Source organism: Anaerocolumna xylanovorans DSM 12503 (assembly GCF_900143645.1).
Taxonomy (GTDB): Bacteria; Bacillota; Clostridia; order Lachnospirales; family Lachnospiraceae; genus Anaerocolumna; species Anaerocolumna xylanovorans.
Genome location: NZ_FRFD01000007.1, coordinates 284,753 through 305,642 on the forward strand (window position 1 = coordinate 284,753; position 20,890 = coordinate 305,642).

The 20,890-nt window shown below is 40.1% G+C and carries 20 protein-coding genes; 2 read left to right on the forward strand and 18 right to left on the reverse strand.

Translation table 11 applies throughout. The annotated features are described in order from the left end of the window. Window positions 1–47 precede the first annotated feature (47 nt). Window positions 48–1,853, reverse strand: coding sequence for an oligoendopeptidase F (pepF, locus tag BUF11_RS13465; protein WP_073589369.1), 1,806 nt, complete (start codon window positions 1,851–1,853; stop codon window positions 48–50). Between the two features lie 179 nt (window positions 1,854–2,032). Between pepF and BUF11_RS13470 the strand changes: the two genes are divergently transcribed. Continuing rightward, a complete protein-coding gene (locus tag BUF11_RS13470) occupies window positions 2,033–3,001 on the forward strand; it encodes a hypothetical protein (RefSeq protein WP_073589370.1) in 969 nt (322 codons plus the stop codon). Here BUF11_RS13470 and BUF11_RS13475 read toward each other — a convergent pair. From BUF11_RS13475 to BUF11_RS13525, 11 genes are all read right to left on the reverse strand, one after another. Continuing rightward, window positions 2,998–3,666, reverse strand: a complete 669-nt coding sequence (locus BUF11_RS13475; RefSeq protein ID WP_073589371.1) for a FliH/SctL family protein — start codon at window positions 3,664–3,666, stop codon at window positions 2,998–3,000. The two genes, BUF11_RS13470 and BUF11_RS13475, sit on opposite strands and share 4 nt — an antisense overlap. Before the next feature lies 1 nt (window position 3,667). Next, a complete protein-coding gene (gene coaD, locus BUF11_RS13480) occupies window positions 3,668–4,159 on the reverse strand; it encodes a pantetheine-phosphate adenylyltransferase (RefSeq protein ID WP_073589372.1) in 492 nt (163 codons plus the stop codon). 183 nt (window positions 4,160–4,342) lie between these two features. Then, window positions 4,343–4,906, reverse strand: a complete 564-nt coding sequence (gene rsmD, locus BUF11_RS13485; protein ID WP_073589373.1) for a 16S rRNA (guanine(966)-N(2))-methyltransferase RsmD — start codon at window positions 4,904–4,906, stop codon at window positions 4,343–4,345. A 317-nt stretch (window positions 4,907–5,223) separates the two neighbouring features. Next, complete coding sequence (locus BUF11_RS13490; RefSeq protein WP_084558650.1) at window positions 5,224–5,427, reverse strand: alpha/beta-type small acid-soluble spore protein; 204 nt, start codon at window positions 5,425–5,427, stop codon at window positions 5,224–5,226. A gap of 135 nt (window positions 5,428–5,562) precedes the next feature. Then, a complete protein-coding gene (locus BUF11_RS13495; RefSeq protein WP_073589375.1) occupies window positions 5,563–7,860 on the reverse strand; it encodes a DUF2298 domain-containing protein in 2,298 nt (765 codons plus the stop codon). Window positions 7,861–7,893: 33 nt separating this feature from the next. Further along, window positions 7,894–8,601, reverse strand: a complete 708-nt coding sequence (locus tag BUF11_RS13500; RefSeq protein ID WP_242952374.1) for a glycosyltransferase family 2 protein — start codon at window positions 8,599–8,601, stop codon at window positions 7,894–7,896. After that, window positions 8,594–9,688 (reverse strand): UDP-galactopyranose mutase, encoded by a 1,095-nt coding sequence (glf, locus tag BUF11_RS13505; RefSeq protein ID WP_073589377.1) that lies wholly within the window; start codon window positions 9,686–9,688, stop codon window positions 8,594–8,596. The genes BUF11_RS13500 and glf overlap by 8 nt, the downstream gene beginning before the upstream one ends. Window positions 9,689–9,711: 23 nt before the next feature. Next, window positions 9,712–11,265 carry an AAA family ATPase gene (locus BUF11_RS24060; RefSeq protein WP_073589378.1) on the reverse strand — a complete coding sequence of 518 codons (1,554 nt, stop codon included), beginning with the start codon at window positions 11,263–11,265 and terminating at the stop codon, window positions 9,712–9,714. Window positions 11,266–11,371: 106 nt separating this feature from the next. Continuing rightward, the gene (gene recG / locus BUF11_RS13515; RefSeq protein ID WP_073589379.1) at window positions 11,372–13,414 is read right to left on the reverse strand and encodes an ATP-dependent DNA helicase RecG; all 2,043 of its coding nucleotides are present in this window, start codon (window positions 13,412–13,414) and stop codon (window positions 11,372–11,374) included. Between the two features lie 224 nt (window positions 13,415–13,638). Continuing rightward, window positions 13,639–15,348 (reverse strand): DAK2 domain-containing protein, encoded by a 1,710-nt coding sequence (locus BUF11_RS13520; RefSeq protein ID WP_073589380.1) that lies wholly within the window; start codon window positions 15,346–15,348, stop codon window positions 13,639–13,641. A gap of 32 nt (window positions 15,349–15,380) precedes the next feature. Further along, entirely contained in the window at window positions 15,381–15,737 is a 357-nt protein-coding gene (locus BUF11_RS13525) for an Asp23/Gls24 family envelope stress response protein (RefSeq protein ID WP_073589381.1), read from the reverse strand. 292 nt (window positions 15,738–16,029) lie between these two features. Between BUF11_RS13525 and BUF11_RS24395 the strand changes: the two genes are divergently transcribed. Beyond that, window positions 16,030–16,167, forward strand: coding sequence for a hypothetical protein (locus BUF11_RS24395; protein ID WP_175562066.1), 138 nt, complete (start codon window positions 16,030–16,032; stop codon window positions 16,165–16,167). Between the two features lie 132 nt (window positions 16,168–16,299). Here BUF11_RS24395 and rpmB read toward each other — a convergent pair whose 3' ends face one another. The 6 genes from rpmB to BUF11_RS13555 form a co-directional block, all read right to left on the reverse strand. Next, window positions 16,300–16,485, reverse strand: coding sequence for a 50S ribosomal protein L28 (gene rpmB, locus BUF11_RS13530; protein ID WP_033166847.1), 186 nt, complete (start codon window positions 16,483–16,485; stop codon window positions 16,300–16,302). Between the two features lie 90 nt (window positions 16,486–16,575). Next, window positions 16,576–16,980, reverse strand: a complete 405-nt coding sequence (locus tag BUF11_RS13535; protein ID WP_073589382.1) for a GerW family sporulation protein — start codon at window positions 16,978–16,980, stop codon at window positions 16,576–16,578. Then, window positions 16,980–18,098, reverse strand: coding sequence for a DUF2953 domain-containing protein (locus tag BUF11_RS13540; protein WP_073589383.1), 1,119 nt, complete (start codon window positions 18,096–18,098; stop codon window positions 16,980–16,982). The genes BUF11_RS13535 and BUF11_RS13540 overlap by 1 nt, the downstream gene beginning before the upstream one ends. 45 nt (window positions 18,099–18,143) lie before the next feature. Beyond that, window positions 18,144–18,449: a hypothetical protein gene (locus BUF11_RS13545; RefSeq protein ID WP_073589384.1), complete on the reverse strand. Its 306-nt coding sequence runs from the start codon at window positions 18,447–18,449 to the stop codon at window positions 18,144–18,146. Window positions 18,450–18,564: 115 nt separating this feature from the next. Next, window positions 18,565–20,016 (reverse strand): hypothetical protein, encoded by a 1,452-nt coding sequence (locus BUF11_RS13550; protein ID WP_073589385.1) that lies wholly within the window; start codon window positions 20,014–20,016, stop codon window positions 18,565–18,567. Window positions 20,017–20,029: 13 nt separating this feature from the next. Next, window positions 20,030–20,830: an alpha/beta hydrolase gene (locus BUF11_RS13555; RefSeq protein ID WP_073589386.1), complete on the reverse strand. Its 801-nt coding sequence runs from the start codon at window positions 20,828–20,830 to the stop codon at window positions 20,030–20,032. Window positions 20,831–20,890 lie beyond the last annotated feature (60 nt).

The following is a 20,890-nucleotide window of genomic DNA, read 5'->3' on the forward strand; positions in this document are numbered from 1 at the left end:
CTTCTGCAGGATGATTCCCTGTTTTAAACGCCAAACTGTATATGGGCTTATTCCATCAAGGCTTCCATCTCGTTAAGAAGCTCTTCAAAAAGCTCAAGTGCCTGCCTTATAGGCTCTTTGCTGCTCATATCCACCCCTGCTTTTTTTAACAGCTCAATAGGATAATCGGAATTTCCTCCCTGAAGGAATTTACCGATATAATCTTCTACCGCACTTTCACCTTCCTTTAATATCTTTCTGGAAAGAGCAATTGCAGCAGAATATCCGGTAGCATATTGATAAACATAAAAAGGAGTATAAAAATGCGGTATCCGGGACCACTCAAAAGCAATCTCCTCATCTGCAACAACATCCTTGCCATAGTACTGTTCCACCAGTTCTTTATACTGGGTACTTAAGGCTTCTGCTGTCAGAGCTTCTCCCTTTTGTACCTTCTCATGGGTTAACATCTCAAATTCCGCAAACATAGTCTGACGGTAAAGAGTTGTTCGGAACTGCTCCAGAAAATGATTAATCAAATATGCCTTCTGTTTCTTATCCTCTGTACAGGATAGCATATATTCCATCAGTAGCGCTTCATTACAGGTAGAAGCTACCTCTGCTACAAAAATCTTATAATCCGAATAGGTTATAGGCTGGGTTTTGTTGGAGTAATAGCTGTGCAGCGCATGGCCCATCTCGTGGGCTAAGGTAAATACACTATCCAGGCTGCCGTTATAATTCAGCAGTACATAGGGATGGGTTCCATATGCACCCCAGGAATAAGCACCGCTTCTCTTTCCCTGATTCTCATAGATATCAATCCATCTGTCTCTAAAGCCTTCTAAAAGTACCTCTTTATACTTTTCGCCAAGGGGAGAAAGTCCTTTTACAACAAGCTCTTTTGCCTCCTCAAAGGTATATTTGATATCCACATTCTTTACGATGGGAGTATACAAATCATAGATATGAAGCTCATCAAGCTCCATAAGTTTCTTCCTTAAGGCCACATAACGGTGCATAAGAGACATTTTTTCATGTACCGTTTCGATAAGATTTTTATACACCTCAACGGGTATATTGCTGTTATACAATTTCATTGCCATAGTGGATGGGAATTTCCTGGCCTTTGCATAAAAGGCTTCCTGCTTCACATTCGCACTGTATACGGCAGCCAGGGTGTTTTTGTATTTTATATAGGAAGCATACAGCCCCTGAAAAGCTTCTCTTCGTACTCTTTTGTCCCCGCTTTCCAAAAATCCTATAAACCTGCCGTGGGTTATTTCCACCAATTCTCCCTTTTCATCCTGAATGGCCGGGAACTTGATATCAGCGTTATTGAACATAGAGAATATCGTCTGGGGCGAAGAAGCCATATCACCTGCCAGGGCTAAAAGTTCCTCCATCTCTCCGCTTAGCGTATAAGGCTTATTGCGGAGAATCTCGTTTAAAGCGAATTCATATTGTGAAAGTCCCTGGGTATTCTTTATAAAATTATGAAGTACCTCTTCCGGCATGGACAATATTTCTGCATTGGCAAAAGATACCGCAGAGTTATAAGCCACTGCCAGATTTCCTGCCTGCTCGGAAAATCCCTGGTATACATTATTACCGGTATCCTCATGATATTTCTCATTGGCATAGACATATACTCTTTGCAAATGAAAGGTTATTTCATCCTGCAGCCTTAAAAATTCATACAGCTGTTTGCCTGACTGGGACAACTTCCCCCTGTAATTCTTTACCTTTTCTATCTCTTCTTTTGTTTCGATATATTCCTGCTTCCATAATCCATCATTTGCAAATAAATCTTCTATGGACCATTTAAAATTCGAGTCCACTTCACTTCGTTTTTTTAGCTTAACCTGTTCCATATCACTTTGTCCTTTCTTACGGCAGTAATTAAAACACCCTTATTATACCATATCTCTGCCGATAAATTATACCTTTATCCGAAATAATAAATGATTTGTATTTAAGGTATATGCAAGCTCTCTTTCAAATAGATTATAGTAATACAAGAAGGAGGTAGATTCACATCTGACTTTACACTATGCTGCCTATAAATACCTTAAAAAAGAATCTTCCCAGAGCAGGCGTTCTTATCTTTCTTGCTCTGATACTTATCTTTCCGACCTCCTCCTATCAGGGAGCCAGAAAAGGGCTGCTGTTATGGTTTAATACCTTGCTCCCGACTTTGCTGCCCTTTATGATTTTATCCAACTTAATCGTCCAAATGCGGATTACCGCCCCTTTAAGCAGAATATTATATCCGGTATTCCGCCGTCTCTTTGGTGTATCAAGAAATGGATGCTATCCGGTGCTGATCGGATTTCTTTCCGGAATCCCGGTAGGTGCCAAAACAACGGCAGATATGCTCACAAGGGGAGAGCTTACGGAATCGGAAGGACAATACCTCTTAGGCTTATGCAATAATGCAAGCCCCATGTTTATCATGAGCTATATTTCCCTCACCCAGTTAAACAGGCCGGATATGCGCTTTATCCTGCTCTTGATACTTTATTCTTCCGCTTTCATTTCTGCACGGATATGGAATGCTTTCAGAACAAGCCGGAACAAAATGTCTGCCTTAAGCCTGCAGGCAGCTGATATCTCTGTAAAGAAAGATATCAACAGCCGGTTCGACTTTAGAAAGTTGGACAAAAGCATTATGGATGCTTTTGATATTATAACCCGTGTAGGCGGTTATGTTATCCTTTTTTCCATTGCCGCGCAGATATTTTCGGATACGGGTTCACATAACAGCCCATTAAAGCTTCTCATTCTGGGATTCTTAGAGATTACGACCGGAATAAACAAAATCAGTACCGCTGCCCTTTCCATGGACGCAAAAATAGCCCTGATCACAATGATTACAGCATTCGGCGGTTTGTCCGGTCTGGCTCAAACCAATAGTGTAATCAGCAATACAGGGCTGTCTATCCGTACTTATGTCTTTCAAAAACTGCTTCACATGACCATTGCCCTTTTTATGGCGGTCATTTATGTATACATTACCTAATCAATTCCATTCAAGAAAGTGTTCTCATCAAAACCGAATTCTTCGAATTCCTCCTGTGTTACACCTTCCCTGGCCTGTGCCGCTTCCTGCATGGCTCTTTGCCCATAAGCATTTTCCTGTGAATTATCACTGGCCAGTTCTCTTTTATTACTTGCAATAATCTCTAAATTTCCTTTTAAAGTATTTAAAAGGTTGTCATATTTGGATTTACTGCTTTGATAAGCATTTTCAATTACCTGTTCCGCATCTGTCAGCATATCGGCCGTATAAGAAAGAGCTCCCTGGCGAATCTGCATTGCATCCAGATTGGCCTCACCAACAATACGCTCTGACTCTTCCTCGGCTTTTTTAACCAAATCATCTGCCTGATAATATGCCTGCTGCATAATTTCGCTTTCATCAAGAAGAGCATTGGCTCTTTCTCCCGCTTCCGCAAGGATTGCTGCTGCCTTTTCCTCTGCGTCGGCAAGGATAGCATCCCTGTTTGCAATTATTTTCTGATATCTTTTAATCTCATCCGGTGTCCGCAGCCGCAATTCATCCAACAAATCATACAATTCGTCTTTTGGTACTATTACCTTTGTAGATGATAATGGCTGCATCCTGCAACTCTCTACAAATTCATAGATATCTTCAATTAACTGTTCTATCCTACTAGCACCCATCCTATACTCTCCTTAATTCTTGATATTTATCGAAAATAGACTGAACAATAGGAGCCGGAACAAATCTCTCAATACTGCCTCCATAGCTGGCTATTTCCTTCACCGTACTGGAGCTTAAATAAGCATATTCCACGCTGGTTGTAAGGAATACCGTATCCACATTCGGATTCAGTATATGGTTCGTCTGTGCCAGCTGCAGTTCATACTCAAAATCTGTTACTGCCCTTAAACCTCTGAATATAACATTTGCCTGTTTTTCTCCGGCGTAATTTACCAGAAGTCCCTGGTACTCTTCAATTTGTATATTATCCAAATCTCCCGTTGCAATTCTTAGAAAGTCCATCCGTTCTTTCGTAGTAAACAAGGGAGCTTTACTGCTGTTTTTTAAAACGCCTATAATTAGGGTATCCACTAATTTGGAAGCACGTTTGATAATATCTATATGTCCAAAAGTAACCGGATCAAAACTTCCCGGATATATTCCAACTCTCATACTAACCTCTTTCGTGTATATCAAATCTTTGATTTGATATTCCTGAATATGTAGTTGAAAAATTTATTTTTCAACCTAACCTCTTTCGTGTATATCGCAGGCCTGCCTGCGATACTGCCTAAATTAAAAGTGAAAATTGCTTTTTAATTTTCACATTACCTCTTTCGTGTATATCGCAGAACCTTAAGCTGACTGTATAGGTTCTATAAAAACATGTTTATTGGTCTTATATATTTTTTCTTTTATAATATGAAAAGGCGATTCCTCTAAATAGTCGAAGTCCGTCTCCTTGGATGCCTCTATTATTATAAGTGTATCACAGTAAACAATCCCTGAATTCCTAAGTGCATTCAACACCTGCTGCTCATAAAGGTGATTGTAGGGCGGATCCATAAAAATAATATCAAACACTCTTCCCTGCACCTCAAGAGCGCGGATAGCTGAAACAGCATCCATTAAAAGAATCTTTCCCCTATCTGCAAGTCTGGTAACATTCAGATTATGTTTTATGCATTCCATGGCATTCTTATTATTTTCAACAAAAACAGCGGAACCTGCGCCTCTGCTTAAAGCTTCAATCCCTATGGCTCCGCTTCCGCTGAACAAATCCAAAAAATCGCAGTCAAGCAACCTGTTGTTCACCATATTAAACAGAGTTTCTTTGATCCTGTCGGTGGTCGGTCTTGTCTCCAGACCTTCAATAGTCCTTAGCTGTATTCTCTTGGCTTTTCCTGCAATTACTCTCATATAAACTCCCGTGTGACAAAAGGCACTTAGAAAATGCTACAATTCACAAAAATATCTATTAATATTGTATATTATTCTCTTGTTTTGTCAACCCAATTTTGCCTCCTAGTACAAGTTTCCTAGGACATTCCCTGCTTCTTACTATTCTACTCCATATTCTGAAAATATTCAATAAATCAGGGCAAAATCCAAATATTGTTATTATCACACAGATTGACAAATTTTGTTTTTCATGCATAGGAAATTTTTCGAATTTTCTATGCATGAAAAAAAGAAGGATTTTAAGCTTTAAAGCCTAAAATCCTTCTTTTTCTATATTACTGCTGACCGGACATTTTCTTTTCCTGTTCGGCTATCATTTTCTTAACCATCATTCCGCCGACACTTCCGTTTTGATAGGAAGTTAAATCTCCGTTGTAACCCTGTTTTAAAGGTACACCGATTTCGTTAGCTACTTCATACTTAAATTTGTTTAAAGCTTCTTTTGCCTGAGGTACTTCAGCTCTGTTTCTACTTGGCATAATAAACTCCTCCATTTTCTTATCTGCGCCGCTCTTATCTTTGCAGCTCCAAATAATCTGTGTTGTTGTTTGTTACACTATTATTATGTTCTGTAAATTCTGAAATAATCAGGTAATTTATTCAAATTTTTATTTTTACTCTGAAACCTTAATCAGAAAAGATTCATAGTTTTTATCGGCTCTTTCTGCGTAATCCAGCACAATGGTCCCAAGGCTCTTTATAAAATCCTTATTCAGTTCAGGGAATTTATCCTGCTCCAGCTTGCCTACGTAAATATATTTGATATGATACTCTTTAATAATTGCTTTTGCTTCCTGCAAATCGGCAGTAGTATACAATGTCTTTACATCCTCTATTCTCTGATTCAGAACAGCGACATTTCCATGCCAGAGCCATTCATGAACATACCAGCCAAGAACCGTCGGAAGTCCTGTTGCCATGGATATCCTTTCATTATCGGTATAGCTGTCTCCATTTGCCTCTAACACAACCGGCGTGCCGGTGATATTTTGATTAAGCCACTTAACAGTCTCATAATCATCGGGCATGCTATTTCCCATAAAAGCAATCGCATCAAGGCCTTTATAATTTTTCGTCTCAAAAATGTTCCCGTACCATGCCTTGACAGAAACCTCACTGTACCAAATGGTACACAGGAACAGCACCAGGGTAATGACCGTAAATTTTTTCTGCCATACAAAGGAGGGCTTATGGATAAATTTTGCAAAAATAAAACCGATACTTGTACCAAACAGAATGTATGCCTGATAGGTCAGCTTAAACATGGTATTGGCTCTTTTATAGTCCCCTGTATAAATATCTTTTACATAGATAACTTCAGGAATTAATACAAGTCCGATGGCACAAAGTCCAAGCGTTATGATAAACAATTCCGACGCCGTAAGATTTTGAAAAAATCCTTTTATACCAGTATAGCAGCGTTTTCCGGTGCTTTCAAAAGATACCTGTTCTTTCTCCCTGTCCCTTCTTCTCTGGAGCATTATAAGCTCTGTTAACAGCCCCAGTACAATGATTGCAGGCAGTCCCCAGAGAACTATCAGCTGGTATAGGGGTGTATGAGTCTGTGTCAGATTGACTTCCGTGGATATCTGGTCAAAGGTTAAGGTAAAGGGCATTGCGGTAATTTCAGAAATTGCTAAAACTGCCGCACCCTGAATGGCTGTCACTCCATAGGCCTCTATCTTAAAATCATAAAAAACCATATTAGAAAATAAAATGATAGCCCCCGAAACCACAAAATAAATAGGATAATCCCAGAAATTCGTGGTATGGAATACGCCAATCAGGAAACCAATAAGCAAAATATGCGGATTTAGAATCTCTGTCAGAAGTTTGGGCTTCTTATCCGCCCCATAGCCTTCTTCCATTAACTTCTTCCGCTTTAACAACCATGCAAAGAGAATGGCTGTTACAGTAAGCACCAGCATAATATTTAATACATGCGCATGCAAATCTCCCAGTATAAAGGAGTAGCTTGGAAACTCATGAATTGTTTTGTCATGGGTATCCGGATTGTAACCGATATATCTTGTGGAATTGGGAAACCAGTAATTCTTAAAGTCTCCCGTAATCCCAAGAAACGAACGGATTCCAGGAACTACCCAGTAAAAAAGCACAAAATGTATATTTCCGGCAAGCGATACGCCGGCACCGGATAACATTCCTGCAAAAGGAGCCTTCCATCTGCCAGAGGAGCCTTTATCCTTCAAATACTGCAAGGTTACATTATAAGCAATGGCATAGGGAAGTACAAAACCAAGGGCAGCCAGCGTCATCATCATGAGATTATAGCCTTCATTGGCTCTGACAAAGGACAACTTGGTTAAAAAGGTTGCCAGAAACTGGCCGACATAATAATAATTAATGGTACTTCCGGCAAACCACATATCCTTAGGAGGCATGTAATCCGCCCTCATCATAGCCGCCATAAAGCCATAATCCATGAACTTCTCCGTACCATGTGCTTCCGGCTTAAAGCCTCTGATATAGGTCCATAGGAGGAAAAATACCAGGAATAAAAGCTCCTCTATGAGTATTGACTTTATATTCTCTCTGTTAAGAGATAGCTTTTTTTTCTTCCATCTGGTAAGCACAAATCCATTGGCAATTATCAAAAGAACCATTATCAAAACACAGGAAAATGAGGAGAACTTCAGTAACCTGATAGCCGATAACAGCCACATAAGATACCCTGCTGCGGCTATCCCTATGGTTTTGGAGAATAAAAATCCTTTGTCATGAAAATTCTCAAATACGATCCCTGCAATGGGGATAAATGTTGCTCCTAACAAAAGCAATACACCCCACCATTTAAAAAATGAGGTGAAATCCTTCCCCAGTAAGAACCGTCCTGCCACAAGTACGGCTATTATCAATACGGATGTAAAAATAATTTTATGTTTGGAATTCATTTACACGCCTGTCCTTCCCATAAGAAATTTCTATCAGCCTATATACTTACTGATGGCTGAAAAGTCCTTTAATGCCTGTTTTCCGATACGGAATATTTTCTTCATATTGATAGAATTTACTCCTCCCTGTCTGGGCCGGAAGGTAATGGGAATATATTTGACCTTTTTATGCTTTTTTGCATATATCACAGATATTATAACATTGGACAGGTTATAATTTTCCGGTATGAGCTTTATGTTTTCTTTCAAAACCTGACTTTCCATCAGACGGAAAGGAGTATTGGCATCCTTTACAGAAACATGGAATACAAGGCGTAATACAAACTTTAAAGTCTTTGTTACAAATACTCTTGAAAATCCGTCCTGCCGCCCTTTCCGGTGTCCGATTATCATGTCGTAATCTTTTCTGTTCTTCCAGAATTCCCAGAATTCCGTTGAAAGGGTCTGCCCGTCTGAATCTGTCTGAAAGATATAATCAGCACCATCTTTTATGGCATAGTGATAACCGTAAAGGATGGTCGCGCCATGCCCGCCATTTGGCTTGGTAAGCGGAATAAAAGCTTCCCTGCCCACGGCAGCCTCTTGCATTATCTGAAAAGTTTTATCCTTGCTGCCGTCATCAATAATGACAAGCCTGCTGCCGTTTCCTGCCTCTTCTACTACCTTGTACCATTCATTAATGACACCTACGATATTCTCCTCTTCGTTATAAGCGGGTATTATGATATACAGCTTATCCACGGAAACCTCCTTTAAAGGCATTTAATACACGCCTTACTACACCATCCATATTATAGTAACGGTACTCTGCAAGCCTTCCAAGGAAAACAACCTTCTCTTCTTTTTCCATGTCTGCCTGATAGAGCTTAAACTGCTGCTGGTACTCCTTTGTAGGGAAAGGATAATAGGGTTCTCCCTCTCCGGTGGGGAATTCCTTTAAAATCGTTGTTTTTTTATGTTCCTGTCCTGTAAGCTTCTTAAATTCCGTAATTCTTGTAAAGTCATAGTCATTAGGATAATTAACCACCGGAGCTTCCTGGTATTCCTCCCTGGAATAGGTCTCAAACTGGAATTCCAGACTCCGGTAAGCCATCTTTCCGTGTTTATAATCATAGAAATAATCCGTCGGACCGGTATAGATTAATTTGTCATATTCCAAGTCCCCTATTACCTCTTTATAATCGGTATTCAGTAAAATCTTTATTTTTTTATTGCGAATCATGTTTTCACACATTTTTGTATAGCCGTATTTGGGCATGCCCTGGTATTTATCGCTGAAATATCTGGTATCCCTGTTTGCCCTGATGGGAATTCTTGAGATAACGGCGGTATCCAGTTCAGCCGGATCAACTCCCCACTGCTTTCTTGTGTAATTCTCAAATATTTTCTTATAGATGTCTTCCCCGACCTTACTTAGTGCCACATCCTTGCTGGTCCGAATCTCTCCCATAGGCACTGCCTGCTTTTCTAAAAATTCTTCAACCTCAAAGCAGCTTAAATTTAAGTTATACATCTTATTTACCGTTTCAACAGTTATGGGCATGGGGATAAGATTGCCGTCCACATAGGTTAAAACTCTGTGCCAGAAATGGTACCAGGGGGTAAACTGGCTTAAATACTCATAAACTTCCTTATCATTCGTATGGAAAATATGGGGTCCGTAATTATGGATTAATATGCCTTCTTCATTATAGGAATCATAAACATTTCCTCCTATATGATTTCTTTTCTCAATTACCAAAACCTCTTCATCAAGTACCTCTGCTATTCGTTCTGCTGCTGCCAGTCCAGCCAATCCGGCTCCTACTACAACATATTTGTACTTCATACGCTTCTCCTTTATTTTCTTATTTAGATATCCCTGACATCCGTAAGATGAATTACGGATACCTGCTCCTTTGTTGGTTTATCGCAGGCAGCCAGGCGGTTTGCCTGGTTTATCAGTATTTTTTCAAAAATATTGCGTATTCCTCTGGCATTGCCAAATTCCTTTGCCTTCTCTGTACCCATCCTGGATAAGTATTTTGTTATATGCATTTTAGCTTCCTCCTCTACGGTAAGGCCAGCCCTGTCTGCCATACTTAAAAGAATATCCGTTAATTCTTTTTCCGTATAATCCGGGAATTCTATAAACCGGTTAAATCTTGATATAAGCCCTGTATTTGACTTTAAGAAAGCCTTCATTTCCTCCTTATACCCTGCAACGATGACTACCAGATTGTCCCTGTTATCCTCCATCAGTTTCACCAGGGCATCGATGGCTTCCTTCCCGAAATCCCCGGGCAGGTTGTCTCCCGCCAGTGAATAGGCCTCATCAATAAACAATACCCCTCCCAAGGCTTCTTCTACTACTTCCTTCACCTTAAGGGCAGTTTGTCCCACATATCCTGCTACCAGTCCGCTTCTGTCAGTCTCCACCAGGTTTCCCTTGCTTAAAATGCCAAGTTCTTTATAGATGGCGGCTACAAGTCTTGCTACCGTGGTCTTTCCGGTACCCGGATTACCGGTATAAACCATATGATAGGATACATTCATGGCAGGCATACCGTATTCTTCTCTGATTTTCTTTACTTTGATCAGATTAATGAGAGAATTGATTTCCTCCTTTACCCGATTAAGTCCTATCAAAGCATTAAGTTCAGACAGCAATTCCTCCAAACCATCTTTTTCTGTCTCAAAGTCTGCTTCCGGTACGGCACTTTCTTCCTGCTCCGCGGTCTTTCCCTCTTGCTTTCTCTTACCCTTATGGCTTTCTTTTCCGTGAGTGCTTTCATTCAGAGTTCCTTCTTCTCCTGCCATTCTATGGGAGGTCCTAAGGAATAATGGAGCTGTACCAAATTCTTCGCTGTTAATCTTTCGGAATACTTCCCTCTCTCCCATGCGGTATATAAAAGAATCACCACTGTTGTAAAAAACATTCACTTTCTTATAGTATGCCATAAGATACGAAGCGGTATCTCTGTTTCTGGCCTGGCAAAGGTCCGTAAGTGCCAAAAGAATATTAAAGAGCGCATCTAAAAAGCTGGCGGCTATACAATCCTTCTTCTCCAGATCATACAGATTACATAGCTGAAGAAGGATAGGCGGTGAATTCACAATCCTGTCGGCCGCTTCTTTCATACTTTCTGTCAGCATGTCACCATCTTCAATACCAAGCATGTCCCTCTTAACGATATCCAGTATAAACCGGATATCTTCTTCATGATACAGCCTGCAGGATAAGCTAAGAGATACACATACTGCCTGAACATATAGGGCCAGCACTTCTTCAATACTTTTATGGATAACACTTTGAGGAGTTTCCCAATAGCCCCCCTCTAATAGCAGGAAGGATAGGCGGCTTAGCTTATTGTAATTTTCATGGCCTATTTTGTATAGTGTTTCTTTTGAGTAGCTGCTCTGCATATGCCCTCCTTCCTGTTTTCCAATTCTGTCCAGGTAAATGCTAGAAATATTATACAATATACGAATTAAAATAAAAAGAGTAAAGTAAATTAGTATAATAAATTAATTATAAGGTCCCACCCTTAAACTCTGCAATTTTTTCCTTAAGCTCCGGTGATTTCGAAAAAATAGCCTCAAGTTCTTCTTTCGAGAGCTTTCCTGCTGCCTCATTGGCTTCCATTAATACCTTTGCATCCTGATAAATATCTCCCAGCTTAAATTCCATATCACCGCTTTGCCTTATGCCAAACATATCTCCCGGTCCTCTAAGCTTTAGGTCTTCTCCTGCGATATAAAAGCCGTCATTGGACTGGTTCATTATTTCAAGCCGTTTTCTGATATCCTTTCCCTCTCTGCCGCACACCAATATACAATAGGACTGGTGCCCTCCTCTGCCGACCCTTCCCCTTAACTGGTGAAGCTGCGCCAGACCGAAGCGCTCTGCATTTTCAATCATCATAACTGTGGCATTGGGCACATTCACTCCAACCTCAACAACTGTGGTTGAGACAAGCACCTGTATTTCTCCTTTTGAAAACCGCTCCATGATTTCATTCTTTTCCTGCGGCTTCATCTTGCCGTGGAGGTATTCCACAATTGCAAAAGGCAGCGCTTCCTTAAGCTTTTCTGTGTATTCGATTACATTTTCCGCCTCGATTACTTCACTTTCTTCTACCATCGGGCAGATAACATAGGCCTGCCGCCCCTCCTCAATCTGCTTTCCGATAAAGTGATAGGCAGTATTCCTGTATCCTGTGTCGACCACGCAGTTTTTAATCGGAAGCCTTCCTGCGGGAAGCTCATCCACCAGGGAAATATCAAGGTCCCCATAGAGAATTATAGCCAAGGTTCTTGGAATGGGAGTAGCGCTCATAACAAGGACATGGGGGTGCTCTCCTTTATCGGAAAGCATCTCTCTTTGCCTTACCCCAAAACGGTGCTGTTCATCCGTGACAACAAGGGCAAGCTTAAGATATTCCACCTTTTCCTGAATAAGAGCATGGGTTCCTATAATAATCTGAACTTCTCCTTCCTTCACCTTTTTATACACTTCTCTTTTAGAAGCTGCTGTCATGGAGCCGGTAAGCAATGCTGTCTTAATCCCGTAAGCAAGAAAGGCATCATTGATTGTCTCAAAATGCTGCTTTGCAAGAACCTCTGTCGGTACCATCAGGCATCCCTGATAGCCGTTTAGGGCCGTTAACAGTAAGGATAGAGCCGCCAGGACGGTTTTACCGGAACCTACATCTCCCTGTATTAACCGGTTCATGGTATGCCCTGACTGCATATCTTTCCCTATTTCCTCCCATGCCCTTTTCTGGGCTCCGGTCAATTTATAAGGGAGACTGTCCTCATATTCCTTGCACCCCTCATTATCCTCTATTGAGAAATTGTTCTTCCATCCCTTTTTACTTTCCTTCAAATAAGAAAGTGCCAGAGTAAATTGAAAGAATTCATCAAAGATAAGCCTTCTTCTCGCCTTGTCAAGCAGTTCCTTGTCTTTGGGAAAATGCAGCTCTAAAAGAGCATCTTTTCCTCTCATCAGCTTATATTCTTTTTGGATGGACTTTGGAAGATAGTCCTCTATTATCCCTACTTCCTCCAGAGCTGTTTTTATTGCTTTTGTAAGAAGATTATTTGTAATTCCGTCTGTAAGAGGATAGACAGGCTGCAGAATATTCATTTTTCTTTGATATTCCTCTCTGGTATAAATCTCCGGCTGCTCTATTACCAGTACACCGTTTTTACGTATGGCTTTTCCTCTGAATATATAATGATACCCTGACATCAGTCTGCTCTTTAAAAAGGGCATGTTAAACCAGCTAAGGTTTAAGCTTCCGCTTATATCCTTAACCCTGATCGTGATAATTTTTAAGTTTCGTACCTGTTTAACAAGAGGAGAGGTAATGATGGATGCCTCTATTGCTGCCTTTTCCCCCTCCTTTACGGAGGTTATCGGCACCGGCGGCTCATAGGCGTCATACCCTCTTGGATAATGCCTGATTAAATCCGATACCGTAAAAACGGATAATTTATTCAGTGCTTTTTCTGTTTTCTCACCAATCCCCTTAACCTCTGTCACAGAATCTGTAAGCTTTAATTCCTTCATCATTCCACCTTTTGTGAATATCAAATCTTCGATTTGATATTCCTGAATACGTAGTTGAAAAATGTCTTTTATTTTTCAACCTACCACCTTTTTGAATATTGATATTAGAAAAGGTTCTTTTAGCTAATTAGAGAGCCTGTATCGCCCTTCTCATTCAGCTTCAAGAACCTTATTTTTATCTATTATGAATCATAGGAGTAAAGCCGCTGTCTTTTTATATCATTCTATTCTACTGACAGAACATAATAATAAATCGGCTGTCCGCCAAAATGGACTTCCACTTCTGCTTCGGGGAACTTTTCTCTGATGCGTTCCGCTAAGGCTTCGGCAGCATCCTCTGCTATCTCTTCGCCGTAATACAAGCTGATTAATTCAGAGTCCTCATCTGTAAGGCCGCAGACTAATCCAAAGGTTGTTTCACCGATATCAGAGCCTACGGAAAGTATGGTTTTCTCATCCAGACCCATGATATCACCCTGTTTGATTTCCTTACCGTCCATATTGGTATCTCTGACTGCATAGGTAACCTGGCCGCTCTTTACTTTCTTCATTTCAGCAGTCATTCTTTCTGCATTTTCCTCTGCGGTCTTGTCATGTACATAATTGATGATGGCAGTAATCCCCTGTGGAACTGTCTTTGTAGGGATTACAATGATATTTTTATCCTGTGTAAGCTCTTTGGCCTGGTTTGCTGCCAGAATGATATTACTGTTATTGGGAAGGATGAAAATAGTCTCTGCATTCACTTCTTCAATGGCATTTAACAGATCTTCCGTACTTGGATTCATGGTCTGCCCGCCGGCAATGATATAATCCACTCCAAGTCCCTTAAAGATTTCATTAATGCCTTTTCCGATGGAAACGGAAATAAATCCCACTTCCTTCTTTGCCTTTTCCTTTACCTTCTCCGGTTCCTTGGACTTCTTTTCCTCGGCCTGCTTTCTGGCAAGGTTTTCGGCATCTTTAATCAGCCTCTCATGATGCTCTTCCCTCATGTTATCAATCTTCATCCTGGAAAGAGAACCATAGGTCAAAGCTTTTTGAATGGCAAGTCCAGGATCATTTGTATGTACATGAACCTTGACAATGTCATCATCTGATACTACCACAAGAGAATCGCCTATTGATTCCAAATAGGATTTAAATTCGTAATCTGTATTTTCGTTATATTTCTTCTCCAGCATGATAATGAATTCCGTACAATAACCGAATTTAATATTAGCTGTATCAATATTTTCCCTGTTTACAACGTTTTCGGATACATGGCCTCCCTGCAAAGCCTTATTTGACTGCACAACCTGGTCAAAGTCTACTTCCTTGCCAAGGAGTGCATCATAAGCTCCCTTTACAATCTCAAGAAGTCCCTGTCCGCCGGAATCTACAACACCGGCTTCCTTTAATACCGGAAGAAGCTCCGGAGTATATGCTAATACTTCCTCCATATGTTTAATAATCTCACCACAGAAATAAACAAGATCCTTCGTCTCTGATGCAAGGCTTGCTGCCTTTTCTGCTCCGCCTCTTGCAACGGTAAGGATTGTTCCTTCCTTGGGTTTCATAACAGCTTTATAAGCAGTCTCCACCGCCTTCTGGAAGGCTGCTGATAAGGCCAGCGTATCCAGTTTCTGGTATTCTTTAATTTCTTTGCAAAAACCTCTTAAAAGCTGTGAGAGAATTACACCTGAATTTCCTCTGGCTCCCCTTAAGGAACCGCCTGATATTGCTTTTGAGAGCCCCTCCATAGTCGGGTTCTCCATCTGGCTTACTTCACGGGCTGCTGACATAATAGTAAGCGTCATATTAGTACCTGTATCACCATCGGGTACAGGAAATACATTCAATTCATTGATATATTCTTTTTGGGATTCAATGCTTTTTGCCCCCGCTAAAAACATCTTTCGGAGCATCACAGCATCTATTGTATTTATAACCACAAATCTATTCCTCCTTAACAGTAATTCTTCTGCTAGTCAATGACTCTTACGCCTTCGACGAAAATATTGATTTTAACCACTTCCATACCGGTAAATTCTTCTACCTTATATTTGACATTACTGATTAAGTTCTCAGCTACCGCAGAGATACTTACTCCGTAAGATACAATGATATGCAAATCAATAATTATTTTATTATCTTCCAGCAAAATGTTCACACCATGCTTCAGACTTTCCCGTTTAAGAAGCTTTACAAGACCATCTTTCATATTGACCGATGCCATACCTATAACGCCAAAGCACTCAACCGCTGATGAGCCTGCGTATTTGGCCAGCACATCATTATCTATTGATACTTCACCAATTTTTGTATTCACGTGTCCCTTCATAGGAATCCTCCATTCTATTAATATTAACTATGACGAATCTACCCGAAAAGTATATGCTGACGGTATTGTTAACGTCCCTAGGTTTCCATTCCTTTCTATTATAACCTTTTTTTATATAAAATGGAATACTAATTTTGTTCTTACGGCATTATGTATGCTTTTTATATTATTCCATATTTTTTTCTATTTATAATATAAAGAAAAAATATTCTGCATATATTGTTTAGTAAGAAACCACATATCCGTTTTTACCAGCCCAGTTCCTTACCTTCCCTGTAAAAGAGGTTTGCCTATGAAGAGATTAATCGGTTTTATCCTTTTCTGGATAGCTGTCGGTATGACAATTATGCTGTTTATCACAAACGGCATCCTTGCCGTTTGCATTATTATCCTTCTCTTAGTTCTTGGATATAATCTATTTGCCTGCTGACAGTATTAACAGCTATTATAATAGACAAAAATAAGTCTGCCACAATCAGGCAGACTTATTTTGCTTTGCCATCCATAATTCCGTACAAAAAACCAGAACCACCGGCTCACCGATGGTCCTGATCATAAATGATTATGCACGTTCCACTTTACCTGATCTAAGACATGAAGTACATACATAAGTTTTCTTTGCTGCACCGTTAACCAGAATCTTAACAGACTTCACATTTGCCTTCCACATCTTGTTTGATCTTCTATGAGAATGACTCACAGCATTTCCAAAGTGAGCACTTTTTTCACAAATTGCACATTTAGCCATTAAAAGCACCTCCCTAGGTATATTCTAAGTCTTTCGACCTGCAAACAAAACTATTGTAACAGATGAAGGGGTATATTGCAAGAAAAACTTTTAAATCTTTGACTGTCTTTTTAACGCTTCATCCACCTTATCCGATACATCTTCCGGTTTCTCGGGCTTATCCTTCTTGAATTTATTCAGTACATCCGGCACCATATCCAGTATCTTCGTTACATTGTCCTGATTCTTCACATTCACAAGGCGTGTAGAGCCATTTTGAATTACCAGCACTGCACTTGGAGTTATCTTACCACCCATACCGCCGCCTGCGTTATTCTTGCCTGTATCTTTTGAAAATGCCCCCGCGCCAACGCCAAAGCTTACATCTACCAAAGGCAGAATAATCGTACCATCCTCGAATTTTACAGCATCACCAACTACAGTTTTTGTAGTAATAAAATTATCCATTCCTTTAAACAATGACTCCACGGTGTTATTAAAGCTATTGTCTGCCATTAGAATTCCTCCTTTAATGTTTGAAAGTTATTAATCAGAGCCCTTATATTCCGGTTACGTATTACCTTAATCCCAATAATGAGCAGAAATACTGACCTAATTCTTCCCCTGCAATAAAAATTTCCCTTTAAGACCTTTTCATCAAAATCAGGAATTACCTGCACGGAATTTTTATACATCCCCATAAAAGCCGCTGCCACACCAAGAAGCTGGCCGGTAGAGCAGGGATCTCCAGTCCCAAACTCTATATATGCCTTGATTTTCCTCGGCCTTATATGTCTTAATATACCCTTTAGGCTGTCAAATCCATATCTCAATCCCAGCTTATTATTTTCATTCTGAAAAAATAAGCGAATCCGGTTATATTTTTCATGAATTTCCGAAAAACCTAAGCGGATACTTTTTAACTTTTCCTTTATACCGGCAAAGAAAGCTTTGAACTTATCCCATAGCCGCTTTATACCGCTGCTGATATTTTCAAGGAAATGGACTATGCCTTTTTTCGGTTCATCCGGATTTTTCTCCTCTACGGGCGTACTTTCTGTCGGTTTCTTAAGCTCCTTTACCTTCACTTCAGCCTTCGCTCCGTCTTCCACGCCGCTTACTGCTTCAGACGCCGCTTTTGTAATCCTTACAATTTCTGTCCGTGCAGTTGTCTCTGCTTTTTCCCCTGTACGCACCTCTTGGCTATGTTTTATATCCGGCTGTATTATATCTGCTGCCTTCTCTTTTTTCTTTATCCCGGGCTTTGTTTTTTCCTTCTTCCCTCTGAATAAAGACAGCCTGACTTCTTTTTTTTCTTCCTTCTTCTTAGAACTGTCAAATATTATTCTTCCAAAAATCCGTAATCTCATTCGGAAATTCAAATCCCGGTCATTTTCTTCTTTCGATATTTCCGAGATCTCAATATTTCCCTTACCGTATTCGGCTGTAAGAGTTACTATCCTTAAAAGCCATGTTATTCTTGCATCTGCCTTAAAATCCTCTTCATACTCTGCCTTTAGCTTATAACGTACGGGAACAAACAATACGATCAAAACAAGTGCAATTAGTAATCCCAAGACAGAAGCAAGAATTATCCCTATTATTTTTAAAATCAGTAAAACAATTTGGATCATATATTCTCGGATCCTCCTGTGAAAACTCATTTGGCACTTAATAAGCTAAAAATATTCCTTTACCGAAAAGCCGCCGGTTTCCCTGTATATTTCTTCTATCATGACCCGAACCAGTTCTCTTGCTTCGCTTTTAGAACCGGCAAGTCCGATAATATGGATTTCTTTCTTTTGGTAATAAGGAAAACTAAGCTCATTGGCACTTATTATATCCAGCAGATTATCCGGATTAGAAGCATAGGTTATGCAAAAAATTGCATAGGTTAATTTACCGCTCTCTACGGATTTCATAACCTTCTCTTTCCTGCCTTCAATGCTTTCTCCCAAATAGAGCTTGTCCGCCCACCTTATCATAACATCCTCTTTCCTGCATACCGCATGCCTGCGATACTATTCTCCTCTATTGGTTTATATTGGAATAATCCGCTAACGTGTACATTATACCACAGATGGAATGGAAAAATACAGACTAATTATCAAAAAATGACTCTATTATACGAATGCAGGCCGTCTTTTCTGCCTTATCCTGGCACTGCTCCAGGCTATTTGCAATATATTCTTTAATTTCTGCCTGGTCTTGAAAGAAGACCGGCAGCTTACTTAAGGTATTTGCCATAACAGCTCTTGTTACAGCTCTTTCATTTTCAGAGAACAGGCGGGATAATTCACTTAGTACCTCATCCTGGGTTTTTACGATATCTTCCTCATCAACCTTTTCTTTATTATCTATTTTATCAAGATCGATAAACAAACTGCTGGAAAGAAGTTTCTCCGATAACAATACGCTGTTAAATACCGGCCCAAGCATCAGACTCTCAATGAAGCCCTGGTAACGTCCCTTAATTTCGGGAAGATAGGCTTCAATCTTACTTACTTCTTCAATTAATATCTCCTGCTTTCCCTCCGTGTAGGATAACTTCTTTTCTACCTCTTCACCAAGAGGCAGAAATTCCCCTGTCAGGAATTGTTTATTTATATCACTGATAATTTCCCTGAGCTTATCCATTTCCTGGGGAAGGATCAGGTATTTCATTTCTTCCTTCAGATTCTCAAGTTTATATCCGCCTTCCATATAAACATAGGGAGAAGATAAGAGCATTACATACAGATTATTAATGCACTCCTGCAAACCAAAGTAAAAATCTACCCTTGTATTAACATAAGAAGCCGATATTTCAAGAAGCTTTGTAAGCTCCTCATAACGTTCCTTTGTAATTTCCTTATAATTCTCATTGGTAAAATCTTTTCTAAGGTTTATAAGATAAGGATAATCCTTCATTTCGTCCGCATCATAGAGCATGGAGCAGGTCTTAATCATATATAGGAAGCTTTCCAAAGAGCTCATATCCCCATCCTTATAAAGGGAGATACTGCTTTTTATAAGCTCAAAATATTTCTGCTTGGTCATCCTTATGGGAAGCTGTCCCAAAACCTCTTTAATCTTACCATTAACCACGACATTATCTTTGGTATCAAAGATATAAGCAAGGGCCTTTTTAACAAACTCCTCCCTAGAAGGCTCCTCCCCTGCATCCTTAAAACGGTATTCAATACGATTTAAGACATACTCATACACCTGGAAGATATCTGTATAGGCAGTAAGAACCTGCATTTTTTTAATGCAGCTGTTACGAAGCGCATTTAATTTAACGATTCCTTCCTCTGTCTTGCTTCCAGCCTCACCATCCAGAAAATATTCCTTTAAGAGTTCATTGAATTCTTTTAAAGATTCCTCTTCCTCAAAGCCACTCGGGAAGGTTTCTGCAAAATATTCATAAAAAGTATAATAATGTATGGTAAACTTAACCTCCGCATACTGACTGTAAAGGTTAACCAGGTGGTTGATAAATACGGGCAGGTTTCTGTCAAGCTCTTGTTCCTTCTCAATTTCCGTACAAACTGCCCTTAAGTGCTTATTCATAAAAAAGTTCCTCCTAAATTCCGTTATTCCTGTTTTTCACAATCCATTCCAATACACTTTGAATCTTTTCATCCCAGTATTTCCACTGGTGGTCTCCCGGCGATTCCTCATAGGTTAAATCATATGAAAGCTTTGTAAGATGCTCTTTCATACGTACATTATGGTCATAGAGAAAATCCTCCGTACCGCACCACATATAGATCTTGGGAAGAGGCTTTCCGGATTCTTTCAGTCTTTTTGCCTCTGCAAACAAATCATTTGTACTGCCTTCTACCCTTTCTAACGGTCCAAAGATTCCCTGCCAGTAATGCTTTTCTTCTTCCTCCGTGATATTCTTGCAAATGGATGCCACGTCCAGTCCGCCGGAAAGAGAGGCAGCCATTCCAAAGGTTTCAGAAGCCGAAAGCCCAAGCTTTAATGCACCGTAGCCTCCCATAGACAGGCCTGCCACAAAGGTATCTTCTCTTCTATCGGATAGATTGGCAAAGAAAGAACGGCAGATTTCGGGCAGTTCCTTTGAGATAAAGGCAAAGTAACGGTTTCCCCATGCCATATCCGTATACCAGGCAAGATGGGTTGTGGGCATAACAACGGCTATTCCCAAATCACTTACATAACGCTCAATAGAAGTCCTTCTTTGCCAGATTGTATGGTCATCACTCATTCCATGAAGCAGATACAGGGTCGGGATTTTTCCCGGCACGCCTTTTCCTTCCATACCAATCTGCCCATTGGTCTGCTGGGGTAAAATCACATCCATTTGCATACACATACCTAATACGTCTGAAAAAAAATCAACATGTAATAACGCCATAATTTCCTCCTAAGAAAACAGACAGATATCTGAGTTTATGCCTCATACCTGCCTGTCTTG

Excerpts from the sequence above, each read along its gene's own strand:
- pepF (WP_073589369.1), bottom strand. The coding sequence starts at position 1,853 with ATGGAACAGGTTAAGCTAAAAAAACGAAGTGAAGTGGACTCGAATTTT.
- BUF11_RS13470 (WP_073589370.1), top strand. The coding sequence starts at position 2,033 with ATGCTGCCTATAAATACCTTAAAAAAGAATCTTCCCAGAGCAGGCGTT.
- BUF11_RS13475 (WP_073589371.1), bottom strand. The coding sequence starts at position 3,666 with ATGGGTGCTAGTAGGATAGAACAGTTAATTGAAGATATCTATGAATTT.
- coaD (WP_073589372.1), bottom strand. The coding sequence starts at position 4,159 with ATGAGAGTTGGAATATATCCGGGAAGTTTTGATCCGGTTACTTTTGGA.
- rsmD (WP_073589373.1), bottom strand. The coding sequence starts at position 4,906 with ATGAGAGTAATTGCAGGAAAAGCCAAGAGAATACAGCTAAGGACTATT.
- BUF11_RS13490 (WP_084558650.1), bottom strand. The coding sequence starts at position 5,427 with ATGCCAAGTAGAAACAGAGCTGAAGTACCTCAGGCAAAAGAAGCTTTA.
- BUF11_RS13495 (WP_073589375.1), bottom strand. The coding sequence starts at position 7,860 with ATGAATTCCAAACATAAAATTATTTTTACATCCGTATTGATAATAGCC.
- glf (WP_073589377.1), bottom strand. The coding sequence starts at position 9,688 with ATGAAGTACAAATATGTTGTAGTAGGAGCCGGATTGGCTGGACTGGCA.
- BUF11_RS24060 (WP_073589378.1), bottom strand. The coding sequence starts at position 11,265 with ATGCAGAGCAGCTACTCAAAAGAAACACTATACAAAATAGGCCATGAA.
- recG (WP_073589379.1), bottom strand. The coding sequence starts at position 13,414 with ATGAAGGAATTAAAGCTTACAGATTCTGTGACAGAGGTTAAGGGGATT.
- BUF11_RS13525 (WP_073589381.1), bottom strand. The coding sequence starts at position 15,737 with ATGAAGGGACACGTGAATACAAAAATTGGTGAAGTATCAATAGATAAT.
- BUF11_RS24395 (WP_175562066.1), top strand. The coding sequence starts at position 16,030 with ATGAAGAGATTAATCGGTTTTATCCTTTTCTGGATAGCTGTCGGTATG.
- rpmB (WP_033166847.1), bottom strand. The coding sequence starts at position 16,485 with ATGGCTAAATGTGCAATTTGTGAAAAAAGTGCTCACTTTGGAAATGCT.
- BUF11_RS13535 (WP_073589382.1), bottom strand. The coding sequence starts at position 16,980 with ATGGCAGACAATAGCTTTAATAACACCGTGGAGTCATTGTTTAAAGGA.
- BUF11_RS13540 (WP_073589383.1), bottom strand. The coding sequence starts at position 18,098 with ATGATCCAAATTGTTTTACTGATTTTAAAAATAATAGGGATAATTCTT.
- BUF11_RS13545 (WP_073589384.1), bottom strand. The coding sequence starts at position 18,449 with ATGATAAGGTGGGCGGACAAGCTCTATTTGGGAGAAAGCATTGAAGGC.
- BUF11_RS13550 (WP_073589385.1), bottom strand. The coding sequence starts at position 20,016 with ATGAATAAGCACTTAAGGGCAGTTTGTACGGAAATTGAGAAGGAACAA.
- BUF11_RS13555 (WP_073589386.1), bottom strand. The coding sequence starts at position 20,830 with ATGGCGTTATTACATGTTGATTTTTTTTCAGACGTATTAGGTATGTGT.